The sequence below is a fragment of the Verminephrobacter aporrectodeae subsp. tuberculatae At4 genome (assembly GCF_000193225.1).
Lineage (GTDB): Bacteria > Pseudomonadota > Gammaproteobacteria > Burkholderiales > Burkholderiaceae_C > Acidovorax > Acidovorax aporrectodeae.
In genome coordinates this window covers 1-1,140 of record NZ_AFAL01001048.1, presented here as the reverse complement: position 1 = coordinate 1,140, position 1,140 = coordinate 1, and the positions used below count along the sequence as shown (strand labels likewise).

The 1,140-nt window shown below is 66.0% G+C and carries 1 protein-coding gene; it reads left to right on the top strand.

Features of this window, described 5'->3' with window-relative positions:
* The coding region (locus VTU_RS34315) for an Ig-like domain-containing protein (RefSeq protein ID WP_010110669.1) at positions 1–1,140 on the top strand (1,140 nt) is incomplete at both ends.

The following is a 1,140-nucleotide window of genomic DNA, read 5'->3' as shown; positions in this document are numbered from 1 at the left end:
CTGGACGGCCACCTTCACGCCCACGGCCAACGTCAGCGCCGGGGCGAGTGCCATCTACGCAAACCTCACCGGCGTGCGCGACGACGCGGGCAACGCCGGTACCTACGGCACCTACAGCACCTACTACTCCGTGGACACCGTGCGCCCCACGGCCACCATCACGCTGGCCGACACCGCGCTCGCTGCGGGTGAAACCACAACAGTCACCTTCCGCTTCAACGAGCCCGTCACCGGCTTTGATGCCAGCGACATCGGCCTCTCGAATGCCAATGGCACGCTGGGCCCGCTCACACCCAACGCCAACCGCACGGCCTGGACGGCCACCTTCACGCCCACGGCCAACGTCAGCGCCGGGGCAAATACCATCCGCGTCAACTTCGCCGGTGTAAGCGACGTTGCGGGCAACGCCGGTACCGGTGCTGCCACCAGCGCCCACTACACCGTGGACACCCGCGACACCAGCGACCCCACGACCACCATCACGCTGGCCGACAGCCTGCTCACCGCGGGTGAAACCACAACAGTCACCTTCCGCTTCAGCGAGCCCGTCACCGGCTTTGATGCCAGCGACATCAACCTCTCGAATGCCAACGGCAGCTTGGGCCCGCTCACGCCCAACGCCAACCGCACGGCCTGGACGGCCACCTTCACGCCCACGGCCAACGCCAGCGCCGGGGCGAATACCATCCGCGTCAACCTCGCCGGTGTGCGCGACGACGCGGGCAACGCCGGTACCGGCAGCGCCATCAGCGCCAACTACTCCGTGGACACCATGGGCCCCACGGTCACGATCACGCTGGCCAACAAATCGCTCATTGCGGGCGAGACCACCACCGTCACCTTCACTTTCAACGAACCCGTCAACGGCTTTGATGCCCGCGACATCAATCTCGGGTCTGCCTACGACACGTTGAGTCCGCTCACGCCCAACGCCAACCGCACGGTCTGGACGGCCACCTTGACGACCACCTTGACGCCCACGGCCGACAACCACCCCCTGATAAATATCATCTACGTAAACCTCCCCGGCGTAACCGACGACGCGGGCAACGCCGGTGACGCAGGCTACGCCAATACCGACTTCGCCCCCAGCGCCTGCTACTTCGTGAACGCCGTCATGCACCCTACGGCCACCATCAC